This is a genomic window from Burkholderia sp. L-4, assembly GCF_056856535.1.
The window spans coordinates 155,259-173,132 of sequence record NZ_JBXEOX010000003.1 but is presented as its reverse complement, the minus strand read 5'-3'; the positions used below and the strand labels follow the sequence as shown (position 1 = coordinate 173,132).

The following is a 17,874-nucleotide window of genomic DNA, read 5'->3' as shown; positions in this document are numbered from 1 at the left end:
CCCGATCCTTCTGACCAATCGCGGAATGGAACTCAGACAACTGCGCTATTTTCTCAGCGTCGTGGAACACGGAAGCATGGGCAAGGCAGCGCTGGAGCTCGGCGTGGTGACCTCGGCATTGAGTCAGCAGATCAGCCGCCTCGAAGGCGAGCTGTCCACGCGTCTGCTGCAACGCACCTCGGCGGGCGTCGTCCCGACCGACGCAGGTTTGGCGTTCTGGCGTCAGGCGCAACTCGCGCTGCGTCATATCGACGATGCCGCGCTAGCTGCACGCTCAGCCCGTCTGTCGGGCCACGTCAGCGTCGGCATGGCGCCGAGCACGGCGAGCGTGATGGGTGTCGCGTTCATGCAGGCCATGCGCGCGCGCTATCCCGATGTCCGGTTGCACATGGTCGAAAGTCTCTCCGGCTATCTGGCGTCCATGTTGAGCGCGCGTCAGATCGACCTCGCGGTGCTGTTCCGCGAGGAGTCCGCGCAACGCTGGAGCGTGCTGCCGCTGCTGGACGAGCGGCTGTTCCTGATCGGCGCGGGCGATCTCGATGGCATGCCGACGAGCGCATCCGTTCGGCTCAAGCATCTCGGCAGGCTTCCGCTGATTCTCCCCAGCGGCACGCACGGGCTGCGTTCGCTGCTGCTGTCCGCATTCAGGCGCGCCGAGTACGAGCCGAACATCGTCGCCGAAGTCGACGGCCTCGCGCTCCTGATGGACTTCGTCCGCGCCGGCATCGGCGCGACGATACAGCCGGGCGCGGCGCTCGCAAGGCCCGAGAACGTGATACTCACGAGCGTGCCCGTCGCCGAGAAATACGCCACGCGGCCCAACATGCTCGCCAGCATCTCCGATGACGAACTGTCTCCCGCCGGTCTCGCCGCGCGCGTGGTGCTCGCCGATGTCGCCCGTCAACTGGTGCGGGAAGGCCGTTGGCCCGGCGCACGGCTGCGGGAACCGCAGCCTTCACGAAAAGTGAACACCCGTTGACGGCTGGCTGGTAGCGGCGCGTGCACGAGGCCTTTACGATTTGCCCAAAAGGAGGCAAGTCTGATGGTCGATGTGCTCGTAATCGGAGGAGGCAATGCCGCGCTGTGTGCCGCATTGATGGCGCGCGAAGCGGGCGCCTCGGTCCTGCTTCTCGAATCCGCGCCGCGCGCATGGCGCGGCGGCAACTCGCAACACACGCGCAATCTGCGCTGCATGCACGATGCCCCCCAGGACGTTCTCGTCGATGCCTATCCGGAAGAGGAATTCTGGCAGGACCTGTTGAAAGTCACGGGCGGCATCACGAACGAGCATCTCGCGCGGCTGACGATCCGCGCGTCGTCGTCGTGCCGGCCGTGGATGCGGAAGCACGGCGTACGGTTCCAGCCGCCGCTGTCCGGTGCGCTGCACGTGGCCCGCACCAATGCGTTCTTCATGGGTGGCGGCAAGGCGCTCGTCAACGCGTATTACCGCAGCGCCGAAGCGCTCGGCGTCGATATCCGCTATGAAACGCCCGTCGATTCGCTCGAACTCGACGGCAGCCGCTTCATCGCGGCGCGCAGCGGCAGCCAGCGCTTCGAGGCACGCGCCTGCGTGCTGGCGGCCGGCGGTTTCGAATCCAATCGCGAATGGCTGCGCGAAGCGTGGGGGCAAAACGCGCGCGGCGAATGGCCCGCCGACAACTTCCTGATTCGCGGCACGCGCTTCAACCAGGGCGTGCTCATCAAGCATATGGCCGACGCCGGTGCCGACATGATCGGCGACCCGTCGCAGTCGCATTGCGTCGCGATCGATGCACGCGCTCCGCTGTATGACGGCGGCATCTGTACGCGCATCGACTGCGTGTCGCTGGGCGTCGTGGTGAATCGCGACGCCCAGCGCTTCTACGACGAAGGCGAGGATTTCTGGCCGAAGCGCTATGCAATCTGGGGACGGCTCGTTGCGCATCAGCCGGGGCAGATCGGCTATTCGATCATCGATTCGAAAGCCATCGGCCGCTTCATGCCGCCGGTGTTTCCGGGCGAAAAGGCCGACACGCTGCCGGAACTCGCGCGCAAGCTCGGGCTGCCGGAAGCACGCTTCATGGAAACGCTCACGCGCTATAACGATGCGTGCCGCGACGGCACCTTCGATCACACCGCACTCGACGACTGCCACACCGAAGGGCTCGCGCCGCCCAAGACGCATTGGGCGCGCCGCATCGAGACGCCGCCGTTCTACGGTTATGCGCTGCGGCCGGGCATCACGTTCACGTACCTCGGACTGAAGACCAACGACCACGCGCAGGTTCACTTCGGCGGCACCGCCAGCGAGAACCTGTTCGTGGCCGGCGAAATGATGGCCGGCAACGTGCTCGGCAAGGGCTATACAGCGGGCGTCGGCATGTCGATCGGCACGGCCTTCGGGCGCATTGCCGGGACGCAGGCCGCGCGCGCCGCACTCAAAACAACGGAGGCAACCCGTGCAGCAGTCTGACCCGCTCGCGCCCGAACACACGCGCACGGCCTTTTCGGTCGAGACGAAAAAAACGCCACGCGACAGCACGGCGCGCGTGATTCCCATTGTGCCGATGAGCGCCGGCGAAACCGAAGTCGCCCGGCAGATGCAGATCTGCAACGCCTGCCGCTACTGCGAGGGCTTCTGTGCCGTGTTCCCGGCCATGACGCGCCGCCTGGAATTCGGCAAGGCGGACGTCAACTATCTGGCGAATCTCTGCCACAACTGCGGTGCGTGCTATCACGCGTGCCAATATGCGCCGCCGCACGAGTTCGGCGTGAACGTGCCGAAAGCGATGGCCGAAGTCCGGCTCGAAACCTACACCGAATACGCGTTTCCCGCGTCGTTCGGCGCGCTGTACAAGCGCAACGGCCTGACCCTGTCGGTCGCGCTGGCGGCCGGACTCGCGCTGTTTCTGCTGCTCGGTACGGCATTGCACGGCGGCTTGCCCGGCGATGTCGCGCCCGCGAACTTCTACGCGATCTTCCCGCACAACCTGCTCGCGGCGATGTTCGGCATCGTTTTCCTGTTCGCCATGCTCGCGCTCGGTATCGGCGTCACGCGCTTCTGGCGCGACGTGTCGGCAGGAACGGCGAGCGCGAGCGCGCCGGCCGTCGCGGAAGCGGCCCGGAACGCGCTGACGCTCAAGTACCTGGACGGCGGCCATGGCGACGGCTGCAACGAGGAGAACGATACGTTCACGCTGGCGCGGCGCCGGTTCCATCACCTGACGTTCTACGGCTTCATGCTGTGCTTCGCGGCGACCGCCGTCGCGACGCTCTATCACTACGCCTTCGGGCTGGAAGCGCCGTATCCGTTTCTGAGCGTGCCGGTGCTGCTGGGAACCGCGGGCGGCATCGGACTGATCGCCGGACCGGCGGGACTGCTGTGGCTGAACCTGAAACGCGCTCCGGCGCGCGGCGACGCTCGTCAGCGTCCGATGGACCGCGGCTTCATCGCGCTCCTGCTTCTGACGAGCACGTCCGGTCTCGCGCTGCTCGCACTCCGCACGACCTCGGCGATGCCGTCGCTGCTCGCGATTCATCTCGGCATCGTGATGGCGCTGTTCGCCACGCTGCCTTACGGCAAGTTCGCGCACGGCATCTTCCGCTCGGCGGCGCTGCTCAAATCGTCGATCGAGAAGCGTCAACGCAGCACACTGAGCCTCGGTTCGGATTAGCCAGTCACCCGGGCGCACGTTGGACGCCCATCACTACAGACAAGAAGCAGGAGACGCAATGAACCGTACCGAACCGATCGCCGCGACACCCGGCGTTTCGCCCACGACAAGGGCCGCCGCCGTGTTGCGTGTGACGAGCGGCAATTTCATCGAACAGTTCGATTTCTTTCTGTTCGGCTTCTACGCGACGTCGATCTCGAAGATCTTCTTCCCGTCCACCAGCGAGTTCGCGTCGCTGATGCTCACCTTCGCGGTGTTCGGCGCGGGCTTTCTGATGCGTCCGCTCGGTGCGATCTTTCTCGGCACTTACATCGACAAGGTCGGACGGCGCACCGGGCTGATCGTTACGCTGTCGATCATGGCGAGCGGCACCATTCTGATCGCCTGCGTGCCCGGGTACGCGACCATCGGCCTGCTCGCGCCGGCGCTCGTGCTGCTCGGGCGTCTGTTGCAGGGCTTTTCGGCAGGCGCCGAACTCGGCGGCGTATCCGTCTATCTCGCGGAAATGGCGACGCCCGGCAACAAAGGGTTCTACACGAGCTGGCAGTCGGCGAGCCAGCAGGTGGCCATCGTCGTGGCGGCGGCCATCGGTTACAGCCTGAACGCGTGGTTGTCCGCACAGCAGATCGCCGCATGGGGCTGGCGCGTGCCGTTCTTTATCGGTTGCGCGATCGTGCCGTTCCTGTTCGTGTTGCGCCGCTCGCTGCAGGAGACCGCGGCATTCGAAGCGCGGCGGCATCATCCGCAGGCACGCGACATTTTCGCGATGCTGCTCGCCAACTGGCGCACCGTGATCGGCGGCATGCTGCTGACCGCCATGACCACCACCACCTTCTATCTCATCACGGTCTATACGCCGACCTTCGGCAAGTCGGTACTGAAGCTGTCCACCTCCGACAGCTTGATGGTGACGCTGCTCGTGGCTGCATCGAATTTCATCTGGCTTCCGATCGGCGGCACGATCTCCGACCGCATCGGCCGCAAGCCGGTGCTGCTCGCCATTTCCGTGCTGGCGATCCTCACGGCTTATCCGGCGTTGTCCTGGCTTGCCGATGCGCCGAGCTTTGCGCGCATGCTGATCGTGCTGCTGTGGTTCTCGTTCTTCTTCGGCATGTATAACGGCGCGATGGTCGCCGCGCTCACCGAAGTGATGCCGGTCGAAGTGCGCGTCGCGGGTTTCTCGCTGGCGTTCAGTCTCGCGACGGCGCTGTTCGGCGGCTTTACGCCGGCGGTATCGACGTATCTGATTCAGGTCCTGCACGACAAGGCCGCACCCGGCTACTGGCTGAGCTTCGCCGCGCTCTGCGGCTTGTGCGCGACGCTCGGGCTGTACCGTCGCCGCGCGGACGGCAACGCGTCGGCGGCATCGTCGGCCTGACAGCGATTGCATCGGCGCGTGCCGGTCACCCCGGCTTCGCGCCGGGCTTTCGTTTTTCCAGCGGCGGCAAGAACGGGCGACGCGCGCCCGCTTGCGCGGCAACGCAGGCCGCGCCCGCTTGCCGTTGGAGCGGCATGTCCGGGCGCGGGCAAGCCGGTGTGATACAGGTTGCTTCAACCGCCGTTGGGAAACACGCCCCTGCTCATCGCATCGAGCTGGCGCACGATCTCCGCGCGCAGTTCGGCCGATACCTCGACACTGTCCAGCAATTCCGAAATCCACAGCCCGTCGGCCGCGAGCCGGCAGATCATCAGCGTCGCAGCCTGCTCGAGCGGCACCGGATCGGGCCGCGTCCATTCGCGCATCGGCACCGACCATCGTTCGCGCGTGTCCTGCTCGGTAATCATCGACGCGACCAGCACGCGCAGCACGTCGGTACTCGCGGCCGGATTGGCCGCATCGAGCACCGCATGCAGATAAGCGCGCGCCGCCGCGCCGTCGCCGCTCGGATCCGCCGCCATGCGCGCGTCCATCTGCGCGCCGAACCGCGCGGTCGCCTGGCCGAACAACGCATCGAGCAGCCCCTGCTTGTTCGCGAAGTGATATTGCAACGCGCCTTTCGTCACGCCGGCACGCTCGGCCACCGCATCGAGCGTCAACGCGGCCACGCCGTGATGTGTCGCGATTTCCGATGCGGCCGCCAGCAATTGCGCGCGCACCTGATCCGGCGCTTTTTTTCGCCGCACGCCGGCGGCGACGGCGGCGGGCGCTGACGATCCTTCAGACGCCCGCGCACCGGCCGTTCCAGCCGGTTCGACGGGCGCGGACACATCGTGCGGCGCGGGTTCGAGACGTTTTTTCATGGTGCGGATGGTAGCACCCGGGTGTCTCGATATAAACATTCCGGCTGGATGGTATGATCCGCCGCATGAACAAAACCGCCCCCTCTTCCTGGTCCGCGCTCGACACCGCGATCGCCCGTGGACGCGATGCGCTCGCGCGCCTTCAGCAGCCCGACGGCAGCTGGTGTTTCGAACTCGAATCCGACGCGACGATCACCGCGGAATACATCCTGATGATGCATTTCATGGACAAGATCGACGACGACCGCCAGGAGAGGATGGCGCGTTACCTGCGCGCGAACCAGCGGCTCGACACGCATGGCGCCTGGGCGTTGTACGTCGACGGCGCGCCGGACGTGTCGTGCAGCGTGAAGGCGTATTTCGCGCTGAAGGCGGCCGGCGACAGCGAACACGCACCGCACATGATCCGTGCGCGCGAGGCGATCCTGACGCTCGGCGGCGCGGCGCGCGCGAACGTGTTCACGCGCATCCTGCTCGCGACGTTCGGCCAGGTGCCGTGGCGCGCGGCGCCGTTCATGCCGATCGAATTCGTGCTGTTCCCGAAGTGGGTGCCGATCTCGATGTACAAGGTCGCGTACTGGGCGCGCACGACGATGGTGCCGCTGCTCGTGCTGTGCTCGCTGAAGGCCCGCGCGCGCAATCCGCGCAACATCTCGATCCGCGAGCTGTTCGTCACGCCGCCGGACGAGGAGCGCCGGTACTTCCCGCCCGCGAGCGGCATGCGCAAGGTATTCCTCGCGCTCGACCGCACGGTCCGCCATGTCGAGCCGCTGATGCCGAAGCGCCTGCGGCAGCGCGCGATCCGGCACGCGGAAGCCTGGTGCGCGGAACGGATGAACGGCGAGGACGGGCTCGGCGGCATCTTCCCGCCGATCGTGTACAGCTACCAGATGATGCAGGTGCTCGGCTACCCGGACGACCATCCGCTGCGGCGCGATTGCGAACACGCGCTGGAAAAGCTGCTGGTCACGCGGCCGGACGGCAGCATGTATTGCCAGCCGTGCCTGTCGCCGGTGTGGGACACCGCGTGGAGCACGATGGCGCTCGAACAGGCACGCGGCGTCGCCGTGCCGGACGCCGGCGAGACGGCGTCGGGCGCGCTGCGCGAACTCGACGCACGCATCGCACGCGCGTACGACTGGCTGGCCGAGCGTCAGGTCGACGACCTGCGCGGCGACTGGATCGAGAACGCGCCGGCCGATGTCGAACCGGGCGGCTGGGCATTCCAGTACGCGAACCCGTACTACCCCGACATCGACGACACGGCGGTCGTCACCGCGATGCTCGATCGCCGCGGCCGCACGCACCGCAACGCGGACGGCACGAACCCGCACGCGCCGCGCGTCGCACGTGCGCTCGACTGGATGCGCGGGCTGCAATCGCGCAACGGCGGCTTCGCGGCATTCGACGCCGACTGCGACCGCATGTACCTGAACGCGATCCCGTTCGCCGATCACGGCGCGCTGCTCGATCCGCCGACCGAGGACGTGTCGGGCCGCGTGCTGCTGTGCTTCGGCGTGACGAACCGCCCGGAAGAACGCGCGTCGCGCGCGCGCTGCATCGACTACGTGAAGCGCACGCAGCAACCCGACGGCAGCTGGTGGGGCCGCTGGGGCACGAACTACATCTACGGCACGTGGAGCGTGCTGGCCGGCCTCGCGCTCGCCGGCGAGGACAAGTCGCAGCCGTATATCGCACGCGCGATCGACTGGCTGCGCGCCCGGCAGCATGCGGACGGCGGCTGGGGCGAGACCAACGACAGCTATCTCGACCCGAAGCTGGGCGGCACGAACGGCGGCGAAAGCACGTCGAACTTCACCGCGTGGGCGCTGCTCGCGCAGATGGCGTTCGGCGACCACGAATCCGATTCGGTGAAACGCGGCATCGCGTACCTGCTGTCGGTGCAACAGGACGACGGCTTCTGGTGGCACCGCTCGCACAATGCGCCGGGTTTCCCGCGCATCTTCTACCTGAAGTATCACGGCTATACCGCGTACTTCCCGCTGTGGGCCCTCGCGCGTTACCGGCGGCTGGCGGGCGCCGCCGCCCCGGCTCGCGCCGCGGCGGAAGCCACCGACACGGCAATCGCTTGAACGATCACGCGCCGCGGTGCCCCGGGGTACCCGGCGCGGTCGTGACGGATCATCCTCCGCCCTGCTCCCGCATCCTGACGAACGCGTCGCGCAGATCCGCGCAGAACGCGTCGCCGACCATCGACAGCGGCTGCGACGCAGACGTCACCAGATAGAAGTGATCGGGCACGGCCGGCTCGAACGGCTTGACCGCCACGCGCCGGCCCGCGTACGCGGCCGTCACCGGATCGATCAGCGCGACGCCCGCGCCGTTCGCGACGAACGCGACGATCGTCTGCGACAGTTGCGCCTCGATCGACAGCACGCGCGGCACGCCGGCCTCGACGAACACGCGGTCGATCGCGCTGCGCGCCTCGAAGCTCGGCGGAAACGAGATGAACGATTCGTCGCGCAGGTCGGCCGGCTGCACGATGCGCTTGCGCGCGAGCCGGTGCCCGCGCGGCACGATGCAGCACATCGCGCTTTCCGCGAGCCGCTCGCCGCGCACGGCCGGATGCGGGACGGGTTCGGCGATCAGCCCGACATCGCACTGCCCTGACGCGACCTTGTCGACGACGGTGGATGCGCTGTGCGCGAGCAGCGTGATGTCGACGCCCGGATGCGCATGCGAGAAACGCGTGACGAGCGCCGGCAGCAGGTCGAGCGCGACGGCCGGCGAGCCCGCCACGCGCAGCGTGCCGCGCCGCATCGCGCGGATCTGTTCGGCGGCCTGCGCGACGCGATCGAGCCCGACGAACGCGCGCTCGACCTCCTCGTACAGCACGCGCGCCTGCGCGGTCGGCGTGAACCGCCCCTGCTGCCGCTCGAACAACACGAAGCCGATCCGGTCCTCGAGATCGGCGATCAGCCGGCTCACGGCCGGCTGCGAGATATGGAGATCGCGTGCGGCGCGCGTGACGGTATGGCGCTGCATCACCGCACGGAACGCTTCGATCTGACGGATTCTCAGCGATGGCATGGTCATAACACTGGATTATGGAGCATTGATCAAGCTGTATTGGACAGTGCATTTTGCCTGCCCGAACATCGGTTCCACAACGTATTGAACGTAGGGAGCCGCACCGTCATGGGATATAACACGGAACCGTCTTGCCCACGACACCGGAGCCGCGCATGACCGTGCGCCGCTTCGACGTCGTGGTGGCCGGCGGCGGCCTCGTCGGCATGGCCATCGCGTGGGGCGTCGCGCGTCTCGGCAAGCGCGTCGCGGTCTGCGACGGCGACGACATCGCGTTTCGCGCGTCGCGCGGCAATTTCGGGCTCGTGTGGGTACAGGGCAAAGGCGGCCGTTGCCTGCCGTATGCGCGCTGGTCGCGCGAATCGTCCGAGCGCTGGCACGCGTTCGCCGCGCAGTTGCAGCGCGCAACGGGCGTGAACTGCGGTTTCGAACGCCCTGGCGGCATCGAGCTGTTCGAGCATCGCGCCGAGCTCGACAGCGCAACGACTCTGCTCGAATCGCTGCACCGGCAGGAAGCGGCGCTGTCGTACGAAGTGCTCGATCCGGCGGCGCTGCGCCGGCGCATCCCATCGGCATCGCGAGCGCTGGCCGGCGCGCTGTGGTCGCCGAACGACGGCCACGCGAATCCGCTCTACACGCTGCGCGCGATGCTGCAGGCATTCCAGCAGTGCGGCGGCGTCTATCTGCCGCGCAGCGAAGTCACCGAGATCCGCCCGCGCGCCGGGCGTTTCGAGATCGACACGCGCGACGCGCGGCTCGACGCCGGGCGCGTGGTGCTCGCGGCCGGCCTCGACAATGCACGGCTCGCGCCGATGGTCGACCTGCTCGCGCCGATCGCGCCGTTGCGCGGCCAGATCATGGTCACCGAGCGCCTCGCCCCGTTTCTCGACTACCCGACGCTCGTCGTCCGTCAAACGCCGGAAGGCACGGTGCTGCTCGGTGACTCGGCCGAAGACGTCGGCTTCGACGACGGCCAGACGCGCCCCGCGATGGTCGACATCGCACGCCGCGCGCGCACCGCGTTCCCGGCGCTCGTGCATGCGCGCATCGTGCGCGCGTGGGGCGCGCTGCGCATCATGACGCCCGACGGGCTGCCCGTCTACGAGGCGTCGGCCACGCATCCCGGCGCGTTCATCGCGATCTGCCACAGCGGCGTAACGCTCGCGGCGGCCCACGCCGATCTCGTCGCGCCGTGGATCGCGGGCGGCGCCGCGCCGGCCGACCTGTCCGCCTTTACCACCGCGCGCTTCGCCGCGCCCACGGAAGTCCGGCATGTTTGAATCCCTCATTCCCGCCGCCGCGACGGTCGAACGCGTGCGCATCCATATCGACGGCACGCCGCACGAGGTGCCTGCGCACTACAGCGTCGCGGCCGCGCTGCTCGCCACCGGTCCGGCCGCGTGCCGCGCGAGCGCCGTGAGCGGCGCGCCGCGCGGCCCGTTCTGCATGATGGGCGTGTGCTTCGACTGTCTCGTCGAAGTCGATGGCGTACCCAACGTGCAAGGCTGCATGACACCCGTGTCCGACGGCATGCAGGTGCGCGCGATGCACGGCAAGGCGAGGCTCGCATGACGCGCCGCCAGTGCGACCTGCTGATCGTCGGCGCCGGGCCGGCCGGGATGGCGGCGGCTGCCGCCGCGCGCTCGGCCGGACTGTCGGTCGTCGTCGCGGACGAAGGCCGCGCGCCCGGCGGCCAGATCTACCGCAACGTGGCCGATGCGCCGGCGCCGCTCGCGCAATGGCTCGGCACCGACTACACGGCCGGCCGGCCGCTCGTCGACGACCTGCTCGCGAGCGGCGCGCATTACCTGCCGCGCAGCGTCGTCTGGCAGGTCGCGTTCGAACCTGAACCCGTCGCGATGCTCACGCAAGGCGGCCCGTCCGGCGGCACGCTCGAAGTCGGCGCGCGCGCCGTGCTGATCGCGACCGGCGCGCAGGAGCGCCCGTGGCCGGTGCGCGGCTGGACGCTGCCCGGCGTGATGGGCGTCGGCGCCGCGCAGACGCTGCTGAAATCGTCGGGCCTCGCGCCGTCGGCCGACGCCGTGCTCGCGGGCAGCGGCCCGCTGCTGTGGCTGTTCGCCGCGCAATTGCTGAATGCGGGGCGGCGCGTGCGTGCGCTGATCGACACGACACCGCGCGACGCCTGGCGTCGTGCGCTCCCGCATGCGCTGCCGGCGCTGCGCGGCGCCGACTATCTGCTCAAGGGCTGGCGCATGCTGCGCGCGGTACGCCACGCAGGGATTCCCGTCTATCGCGGTGCGACCGATATCGGCATCGACGGCGACGAGCGCGCCGAACGCATTCGCTTTCGCGATGCTCGAGGCGTCGTGCACATGCTCGACACGTCGCTCGTGCTGCTGCATCAGGGCGTCGTTCCGTCGACGCAGCTCGCGCGCGCGCTCGGGTGCGCACACGAATGGGACGAACGGTCGGCATGCTGGCGGCCGCAATGCGACGCGCGCGGCCGCAGCAGCGTGCCGCACGTCTGGATCGCGGGCGACGGCGCGGGCATCGGCGGCGCGCGAGCGGCGGCACTCGCCGGCGAAGTGGCGGCGCTCGACATCGCCGCGGAACTCGGCACGCTCGACGCGCAGCGGCAGGCCGCACGCGAGCGCCCGGTACTGCGTGCGCTGCATCGTCATCTCGCGGTGCGCCCGCTGCTCGATGCGCTGTACACGCCGCCCGCCGCGCTGCGCCGCCCCGACGACGACACGATCGTGTGCCGCTGCGAGGAGATCACGGCCGGCGAGATCCGCCAGCTCGCCGCGCTTGGTTGCCAGGGACCGAACCAGATGAAGGCATTCACGCGCTGCGGCATGGGCCCATGCCAGGGCCGCTGGTGCGGCACGACGGTCGGCGAGCTGATCGCCGAGGTGCAGCGGCGCAGCGTCGGCGACGTCGGTTACTACCGGATCCGCGCACCGATCAAGCCCGTCACCGTCGGCGAGATGGCCGACGCCCTCGAACTGTCGAACGATTTCCAGCGCGGCGATTTCCCGAGCTGATGCGCATGCCTACTCTTCCTCACACGAACGGAGCCTGACCATGAAGACGCGCCTCACGATTCTCCTTTCCGCCGCCGCGATGGCCTTCGCGTCGCTGGCGTCGGCGAAGGAATGGACGACCATCCGCATCGGTGTCGACCCGACCTACCCGCCGTTCGAATCGACCGCGACCGACGGCAGCGTGCAAGGCTTCGACATCGATCTCGGCAACGCGCTGTGCGCGAAGCTGAAGGCGAAATGCGTGTGGGTGTCGAGCAGTTTCGACGGGCTGATTCCGGGGCTGCAGGCGCGCAAGTTCGACGTGATCCTGTCGTCGATGGCCGCGACCGAACAGCGGCGCCAGCAGATCGACTTCACCGACCGCCTGTACCGCAACCAGACGCGGCTGATCGCGCGCACCGGCTCGGGGCTGTTGCCGGACGCGGCGAAGCTCGCCGGCAAGCGCGTCGCGGTCGAACAGGGCACGATCCAGGAAACCTATGCGCGAGAGAAGTGGGCGGCCGCGAAGGTCGAGGTCGTCCCGTATCCGAGCTACGACCAGGCGTATGCGGACCTCGTCACCGGGCGCGTCGACGGCGTGCTGATGGATGCCGTGCAAGGCCAGCTCGGGTTCCTGTCGACGCCGCGCGGCAAGGGCTTCTCGTTCGCCGGCGGCGTCGTGTACGACCCGAAGATCATGGGCAACGGCGACGCGGCCGGCGTGCGCAAGGCCGACGGCGACCTGCGCGACGCACTCAATCGCGCGATCGCGCAGATCCGCAGCGACGGCACCTACAACACGATCCAGTCGAAGTATTTCGATTTCGACCTGTACGGAAATTGACGAGGCGCGCCGGCGGCGCCGCGCATGCGACGCCTGACGCGCGATCGGCGGCATGTCGTCGAGGCTCGCACGCCTCCCCGGGTTTGAAGGAAATTGCATCTGGCCAGGTTGCACGAATAAGTCCACCAGGGACATAATTACAAAAACTTGAGTCCCCGAAGGTCTTATATGCTCGACATCCGCCAGCTTCAGTATTTCATCGCGGTCGCGGAAGAAGAACACGTCGGCCGCGCGGCCGAGCGCCTGCACATTTCGCAATCGCCGCTCAGCCGCCAGATCGCGCAGCTCGAGGAAAAGCTCGGCCTGACGCTGTTCGAACGCAGCCAGCAGCGCATTCGTCTGACGCGCGACGGGCGCACGTTCCTCAGCGAAACGCATGCGTTCCTGCGCCATGCGAACCGGCTCGAATCGCTCGCGCGCCGGCTCGGCCGCGGCGACGAAGGCGGCCTGTGCATCGGTTACCTCGAAACGGCCACGCACTCGGGCGTGCTGCCGCGCGCGCTGAAGACGCTGCGCGCCGATCGTCCCGCCGTTCATATCGCCTTGTACAACTATCAGTCCGCCGCGCAGCTCGAAGGCTTGCGCGAGCGCAGCCTCGACATCGCGCTCGTCACCGAGCCGCCCGCGCCCGACGATCCCGAACTCGATTCGGCGATGGTGCTGAACGATCCGATGCTGCTCGCGATGCCCGACGGGCACCCACTCGTGAAGAAGAAGGCGCTCGTCGCCGGCGATCTCGCCGCCCAGGCGTGGATCGGCGTGACGCAGCAGGAAAGCGCGCCGCGTCACGGCGCGTTCGTCGCGGCCTGTGCAAAGGCCGGCTTCTCGCCGGACATTTCGGTGGAAGCGACCGAGCCGCTCGCGGCGCTCGGCCTGGTTGCCGCCGGGCTCGGCGTGACGATGATCCAGCAGAGCCTGCGACACCAGGTACCGGAAGGCGTCGTGTTGCGCGAGCTGCCGTGGTTCAGCTACCGCACGCCGCTGTGGGCCGCGTGGCACAAGGTCAACCTGCGGCCGCTGGTCGGCATCTTCCGCGAGATCCTGACCGGCGAGGACGTCGTCGCGGCGGTTGAGAAATAAGACCGGCACCCCGCGCGCAGGTGGCGGGCGCGCACCTGCTTCGCATACCGAACGGCATGGACGCGCCCCCGCCTTCACACACGATGCGACGCACTGCCGTCAGTCCGCCGCGAACCGCTTCGCCAGTTCCGCGAGGCCGTCTTCGTAGATCCCGCGAAACAGCCGGATGGTCTCGTCGTCGGTCGCGCCGCGTGGCGTAAACGTGCCCGACCACTCGACGGTCGACGCGTTCGATCCGTTTTCGCGCACGCGCAGTGTGGCGCGATAGTTCACGACCGGGAACGGCGCTTCGAGGATCGCGTACGTGTAGCTGCGTGCCGCTTCGTCGAACGCGACCAGCCGCTCGACGATCGTCTCGCCGCCCGGGTTCGCGAGACGCCTCACGCGCCCGCCTTCGCCCAGCTCGCTGGCAGGAATGTACGACAGCCAGTCGGGCAGCGACCCGAAGCCGCCGATCAGTTGCCAGACGGTTCCGGCCGAAGCCGGGAGTTCGATGCTTGCATTTGCCTGTGCCACGTCATCACCCGTCAGGATCAACGACCGGTCGGTAGCGGCGCATTGGCCGCGATCAGGCCTTGTTCACGCATGTCACGCCAGAAATCGGCCGGAATCGCCACGTTCAGCGCAGCCTGGTCTTCCGCGATCCGCTCCGGACGGCTCGCGCCCGGGATCACCGCGACGGTGGCCGGATGCGACATCGAGAACTGCAGCGCGGCGGCCTTGATCGGCACGTCGTGGCGCGCGGCGATCGCCTTGATCCGCTCGACCTTCGCGAGGATTGCCGGCGAAGCCTTCTGGTATTCGAAGTGCGTGCCGCCTGCGAGCACGCCCGAGCTGTACGGGCCGCCGACGACGATCCCGACGTTCTGCGCGACAGCCGCCGGCATCACGCGTTGCAGCGCACGTTCGTGATCGAGCAGCGTGTAGCGGCCGGCCAGCAGCATGCCGTCCGGTTGCGGTTCGGCGAGGTCGAGCACCAGCTCGATCGGTTCGACGCGGTTCACGCCGAGGCCCCATGCGTCGATCACGCCTTCTTCGCGCAGCTTGCTCAGCACGCGGAATGCGCCCTTGCGCGCGACCTCGAATTGCGCGAGCCATTCATCGCCGTGGAAGTCCTGGGCGATGTCGTGCACCCAGACGATGTCGAGGCGGTCGGTACGCAGGCGCTTCAGGCTGTCCTCGATCGAACGCAGCGTCGCGTCGGCCGTGTAGTCGTTGACGATGCGGTTCGGCCGGCCGTGTTCGAACAGGCCGCCCTTTTCGCCGAGATCGCGCGCCGACACGTCTTCGATTTCATCGAGGATCACGCGGCCGACCTTCGTGCTCAGTACGTATTCGTCACGCGCATGGTTCGCCAGCGCGTCGCCGAGGCGGATTTCCGCGAGACCGGCGCCGTAGAACGGTGCCGAATCGAAATATCGGATGCCGTGTTGCCATGCCGCTTCGACGGTGGCCGCGGCTTCCGCGTCGGGAATGTTGCGGAACATGTTGCCGAGCGGGGCAGTACCGAAACCAAGGATCTTGTTGCCGGGCAGCTTGTCTTCGAGACTCATGATTTTCTCCAGGGAGTATGGGAAAGCGAGTTCAGTCTAGGGACGCCGGTTAAGTCTGTCCAAGACGGAATTTGACACACTTGAGTCCCACGAGGTCTGATCGACCTGTTTGATGCGCGTACCGATGTCCCTCCCCGCCCCCGTTCCGGCGAAACGCCTGACCGGCAAGGCCGTCGACCGAATTCGCTCCCGATTCGTGATTCCAGATCAAAAATCAATTGGGCCGGAGGCCGTTTTTCCCGGGCGTGGCGATACCTATATTGGCTGCACTCGCAACGACATCGACGTGGTTGCGGTTCACCCAACCTGACAGGGACCCATGATGAAAACGCTGATTTCCTCCACGCTTGCCGCACTGATCCTTTCCGCACCCGTGCTGTCGTTCGCGCAACAGGCCGACCGCCCGCTGACCCGCGCCGACGTGAAGACCGAAATGGCCCGCCTCGCGGCCGTCGGCTACACCCCGGCGCTGGACCACAACCGGTATCCGGTCGCGATCCTCGCCGCCGAAAAGCGCGTGCGTGAAAATACCGTCGCACCGGAAGCCGACCAAGCGGGCTACGGCAGCGAAGCCCGCACCACCGGCGAATCCGGCCGCGCGACGACGATCGACAGCCGCCACTCGATCTATCGCGGACATTGAGCCGCGGCGGCGCGCAGGAGAGCACGCCTCCCGACACGCGCAACGGTTCGCCCCTCCCCTGCGCATTGCCGGCCCGAATCGCCCGAACAGGCATTCGGGCCGCCCGTCATTCGGGTTTCGAACGCGACGGGACGATCGGCCGCGTCAGACGAACCCTTCTTCGACCAGCGTGCAGCCATGCGCGGTGATCTCGTGTCGCTGGCCCGACCCGCCGACCACGCGGCTCCAGCTCTCCGACACGAGCACGGTCGTCTCGCCGTCCGTGCGCAACGCATAACCGAAGCCGCCGTACATGCCCGGCACGGCGAACCACGTGCTTCCGGCCTGCGCGTCGAGTTCGAGCAGCGGTTCGAGTTCGGGCAGGCGCAGTGCGTCGACGCGCAGGTGAGCGATGCGGCCGAGAATCATCTCGTGGAAACGGCGCTGGATGGCGCGCAGCGTATCGTCGGGCACGAAGCGCTGCGGCTGCGGCGTCAGCAACTCGACCAGGTGCCGATGCCCGAACCGCGTGGCGATGTCGACCGCACGCTCGCGTCGTGCATCGCGCAGCATGCGCGATGCACCGAGGCGCAGCAGCTCGGCAACGACCGTTCGCGGCGCGCCGCCGAAAGCGGCCTGATGCAGCGGCGTGTAAAACGACGTGCCGCCGAGCCGCGTCGCATTGACGAGGTCGGGCTGGCGTGCCACGAAGTCGAGCACCGTCGCCCATTCGCCGCTGCGCGCCGCGTCGGCCAATGCGTGCCGGCTTTCGACCTGCGCGTCACCGAGCACATCGGCGCCCGTGATTCCATCCCAGACCATGCTCAACGGGCGCTCCTTGCGTATCGCGGGTGCGTCACGGCGGCGCCGTCACACGTCGCTCCTGCGCGCCGCCGACGACGCGTCGAGCGCATCGTGATCGACCAGCAGGTTCAGCAGCTGGCGCCGCGATTCGATGCCGAGCTTCGCGAACGCGCGCCGCGCGTAGGTGTCGATCGACGACGGACGAATGCCGAGTTCGTGCGCGATGTCCTGCGTCTTCCGGCCGCGAATGAGGCGGGCACACACTTCCGACTCGCGCGACGTCAGCTTCTCGAACACGTCGTGCAGTCGCTGCGTGACGACGCCCTCGCGCGCACGCGCCGCGCCTGCATCGGCCGGCCGGTCGCCGACGATGCGTCGATGCGCGACCGCCAGCGGCAACACGATCAGCGCGACATGCCGGACGATGCTCAGCTCCTTCAGCGAAAACGGCGGCAGCCGGCGCGCGCGGCATATCGACAGCGCGTAGGTCAGCTCGTCCACGCGATACGTGACCACGCATTCGTCGTGAATGTCCTCGGTATCGTAAAACGCGCGCCGGATCTCCGGGTTCAGCCGCAGCGTCGACAACTGCAGCAACTGCGTATCGCGCTCGCCGCGGATGCAGTCGAAGGTCGTGTCGATCCGCGCGAAATCGCGGTAATAGCGCGTCATCGTGCGCTCGATCTGGTCCGGATACGTGCCGTAGCTGCCGATCCAGCCGACGCGCCGCTCGAGCAGCGACTCGTCCTCGTAATCCAGATGAATGGAATCGCAATCGACGATGCGCGTGAGGTTATCGAACACGACCGCGACGAAATCCGGCGATCCGATCGCGCCGGCCACGGCCGACAGCGCGTCGGACAGGAACACGAGCTGGTTCAACTGGATATCGGTCGCCGCGGCGGTGTCATGGTCGGTCATACGATGCACGGGAGAAGGAGACGACCACCGTTACCACGCCAAAAGTGCGTTGCCAATTCCCTCGCGCCGGGTTCCGGTGCACGCGGCCGCCCGGCTGTACGGATTTCATGGACAGACATCC

Annotated in this window: 17 protein-coding genes; 11 read left to right on the top strand and 6 right to left on the bottom strand. The window is 67.7% G+C overall.

Going from position 1 to position 17,874, the window contains the following annotated elements:
• Positions 1–25 precede the first annotated feature (25 nt).
• The 4 genes from AC1VVG_RS31310 (at position 26) to tcuC (ending at position 5,031) form a co-directional block, all read left to right on the top strand.
• A complete protein-coding gene (locus AC1VVG_RS31310; protein WP_034191896.1) occupies positions 26–979 on the top strand; it encodes a LysR family transcriptional regulator in 954 nt (317 codons plus the stop codon).
• A 63-nt stretch (positions 980–1,042) separates the two neighbouring features.
• Positions 1,043–2,452 carry an FAD-dependent tricarballylate dehydrogenase TcuA gene (tcuA, locus tag AC1VVG_RS31305; protein ID WP_059562434.1) on the top strand — a complete coding sequence of 470 codons (1,410 nt, stop codon included), beginning with the start codon at positions 1,043–1,045 and terminating at the stop codon, positions 2,450–2,452.
• On the top strand, positions 2,439–3,653 hold the full coding sequence (gene tcuB / locus AC1VVG_RS31300; RefSeq protein WP_124608756.1) for a tricarballylate utilization 4Fe-4S protein TcuB: 1,215 nt from the start codon (positions 2,439–2,441) through the stop codon (positions 3,651–3,653). The genes tcuA and tcuB overlap by 14 nt, the downstream gene beginning before the upstream one ends.
• Before the next feature lie 58 nt (positions 3,654–3,711).
• The gene (gene tcuC / locus AC1VVG_RS31295; RefSeq protein ID WP_482837389.1) at positions 3,712–5,031 is read left to right on the top strand and encodes a tricarballylate/proton symporter TcuC; all 1,320 of its coding nucleotides are present in this window, start codon (positions 3,712–3,714) and stop codon (positions 5,029–5,031) included.
• A gap of 173 nt (positions 5,032–5,204) precedes the next feature.
• On the opposite strand, the gene AC1VVG_RS31290 is transcribed toward tcuC, so the two are convergent.
• Positions 5,205–5,894 carry a TetR/AcrR family transcriptional regulator gene (locus AC1VVG_RS31290; RefSeq protein WP_059562429.1) on the bottom strand — a complete coding sequence of 230 codons (690 nt, stop codon included), beginning with the start codon at positions 5,892–5,894 and terminating at the stop codon, positions 5,205–5,207.
• 53 nt (positions 5,895–5,947) lie between these two features.
• Between AC1VVG_RS31290 and shc the strand changes: the two genes are divergently transcribed.
• Positions 5,948–7,987 (top strand): squalene--hopene cyclase, encoded by a 2,040-nt coding sequence (gene shc, locus AC1VVG_RS31285; RefSeq protein WP_059562426.1) that lies wholly within the window; start codon positions 5,948–5,950, stop codon positions 7,985–7,987.
• A gap of 49 nt (positions 7,988–8,036) precedes the next feature.
• On the opposite strand, the gene AC1VVG_RS31280 is transcribed toward shc, so the two are convergent.
• Positions 8,037–8,951, bottom strand: a complete 915-nt coding sequence (locus AC1VVG_RS31280; RefSeq protein WP_059562424.1) for a LysR substrate-binding domain-containing protein — start codon at positions 8,949–8,951, stop codon at positions 8,037–8,039.
• A gap of 149 nt (positions 8,952–9,100) precedes the next feature.
• Here AC1VVG_RS31280 and AC1VVG_RS31275 point away from each other — a divergent pair, with 149 nt between their 5' ends.
• The 5 genes from AC1VVG_RS31275 (at position 9,101) to AC1VVG_RS31255 (ending at position 13,853) form a co-directional block, all read left to right on the top strand.
• Complete coding sequence (locus AC1VVG_RS31275; RefSeq protein WP_124670042.1) at positions 9,101–10,225, top strand: NAD(P)/FAD-dependent oxidoreductase; 1,125 nt, start codon at positions 9,101–9,103, stop codon at positions 10,223–10,225.
• Positions 10,218–10,517: a (2Fe-2S)-binding protein gene (locus AC1VVG_RS31270; RefSeq protein WP_034191904.1), complete on the top strand. Its 300-nt coding sequence runs from the start codon at positions 10,218–10,220 to the stop codon at positions 10,515–10,517. Before AC1VVG_RS31275 ends, AC1VVG_RS31270 begins: the two co-directional genes overlap by 8 nt.
• A complete protein-coding gene (locus AC1VVG_RS31265) occupies positions 10,514–11,950 on the top strand; it encodes an FAD/NAD(P)-dependent oxidoreductase (RefSeq protein ID WP_367190498.1) in 1,437 nt (478 codons plus the stop codon). The genes AC1VVG_RS31270 and AC1VVG_RS31265 overlap by 4 nt, the downstream gene beginning before the upstream one ends.
• A 40-nt stretch (positions 11,951–11,990) precedes the next feature.
• On the top strand, positions 11,991–12,773 hold the full coding sequence (locus AC1VVG_RS31260; RefSeq protein ID WP_034191906.1) for an ABC transporter substrate-binding protein: 783 nt from the start codon (positions 11,991–11,993) through the stop codon (positions 12,771–12,773).
• 168 nt (positions 12,774–12,941) lie between these two features.
• The gene (locus AC1VVG_RS31255) at positions 12,942–13,853 is read left to right on the top strand and encodes a LysR family transcriptional regulator (RefSeq protein WP_482837388.1); all 912 of its coding nucleotides are present in this window, start codon (positions 12,942–12,944) and stop codon (positions 13,851–13,853) included.
• Between the two features lie 99 nt (positions 13,854–13,952).
• On the opposite strand, the gene AC1VVG_RS31250 is transcribed toward AC1VVG_RS31255, so the two are convergent.
• Together AC1VVG_RS31250 and AC1VVG_RS31245 are read right to left on the bottom strand one after the other, a co-directional pair.
• On the bottom strand, positions 13,953–14,369 hold the full coding sequence (locus AC1VVG_RS31250) for an SRPBCC family protein (protein ID WP_059562677.1): 417 nt from the start codon (positions 14,367–14,369) through the stop codon (positions 13,953–13,955).
• A 17-nt stretch (positions 14,370–14,386) separates the two neighbouring features.
• Positions 14,387–15,406, bottom strand: a complete 1,020-nt coding sequence (locus AC1VVG_RS31245; protein ID WP_482837387.1) for an aldo/keto reductase — start codon at positions 15,404–15,406, stop codon at positions 14,387–14,389.
• Positions 15,407–15,725: 319 nt separating this feature from the next.
• Between AC1VVG_RS31245 and AC1VVG_RS31240 the strand changes: the two genes are divergently transcribed.
• Entirely contained in the window at positions 15,726–16,049 is a 324-nt protein-coding gene (locus AC1VVG_RS31240; RefSeq protein WP_482837386.1) for a DUF4148 domain-containing protein, read from the top strand.
• 144 nt (positions 16,050–16,193) lie between these two features.
• On the opposite strand, the gene AC1VVG_RS31235 is transcribed toward AC1VVG_RS31240, so the two are convergent.
• Positions 16,194–16,850: an ankyrin repeat domain-containing protein gene (locus AC1VVG_RS31235; protein ID WP_482837638.1), complete on the bottom strand. Its 657-nt coding sequence runs from the start codon at positions 16,848–16,850 to the stop codon at positions 16,194–16,196.
• A 48-nt stretch (positions 16,851–16,898) separates the two neighbouring features.
• Positions 16,899–17,753 carry a helix-turn-helix transcriptional regulator gene (locus AC1VVG_RS31230; protein ID WP_482837385.1) on the bottom strand — a complete coding sequence of 285 codons (855 nt, stop codon included), beginning with the start codon at positions 17,751–17,753 and terminating at the stop codon, positions 16,899–16,901.
• Positions 17,754–17,874 lie beyond the last annotated feature (121 nt).